This is a genomic window from Bartonella sp. AA81SXKL (genome assembly GCF_042196945.1).
In the GTDB taxonomy this organism is placed as follows: domain Bacteria; phylum Pseudomonadota; class Alphaproteobacteria; order Rhizobiales; family Rhizobiaceae; genus Bartonella.
This window is the reverse complement of record NZ_JBHIRH010000219.1, coordinates 1-740: the sequence shown is the minus strand read 5'-3', so window position 1 is coordinate 740 and position 740 is coordinate 1. Positions and strand designations below refer to the sequence as shown.

The window sequence follows — 740 nt, the reverse complement described above, 5'->3', positions numbered from 1 at the left end:
CAAAGTGGTCTTGGTATCATTCGCAACCACACCCCTGCCGAACAAATTGTACGCGCACAATCACTACAAGCAGAACTCATAGAAATCAATGAACTGCCCATTCGCAATGATCTTTTACCCATGGGAAAAGAAGCCCTTCACAAACGATAGACCCGTAATTCACTGATCTCTGCCATGACCTCATAGACACTTCGCACTGTTTATGCCAGCCATTATCCTTGGCGCGAGAAATCTTTCTGATATCCTCAAACATGTCGATTGTGGTGCCAAATTCACAAATCCATCAATCGTCTTTTAAATCTTAGTCTTATTCAAAGCACCCAAGAAGGATTTCAAGCGGAAAGAACACTCTGGAAAGCACTAGAAGATACAAATGAGCGGGAGAGAGAAAATTTAAGTGACCGACACTTAGAAACAGAAGAAATGCTGCAAAAAATTGTCCAAGCCTTTCAAAGGGAAAAAATCTATAGCAAAACGGAAGTCTTCAAGATATGCAACCTCTTTACGGTAGATTTTGCTAGATTACGGCGTACCCTTGTTGAGAGGAGCTTTTTACAACGCCATGGGGGCAAACATCAACGCGTGCATTAAAAAATACGATTTTTTTTGGGAATAATTTCAAAAGCAGGGAACTTTAAATAAAATCATCATCTTTTTCGATGCAAGCTTTACCCTGATTACATTTCAAATGGCATAAAAAAACAAATGATTTTTGCAGAACTTTTCACAAAACTGTTGCA

At 39.3% G+C, this 740-nt stretch carries 1 protein-coding gene; it reads left to right on the top strand.

Translation table 11 applies throughout. The annotated features are described in order from the left end of the window. Nucleotides 1-258 precede the first annotated feature (258 nt). A complete protein-coding gene (locus ACFINZ_RS10710; RefSeq protein ID WP_375701509.1) occupies nucleotides 259-591 on the top strand; it encodes a DUF2087 domain-containing protein in 333 nt (110 codons plus the stop codon). Nucleotides 592-740 lie beyond the last annotated feature (149 nt).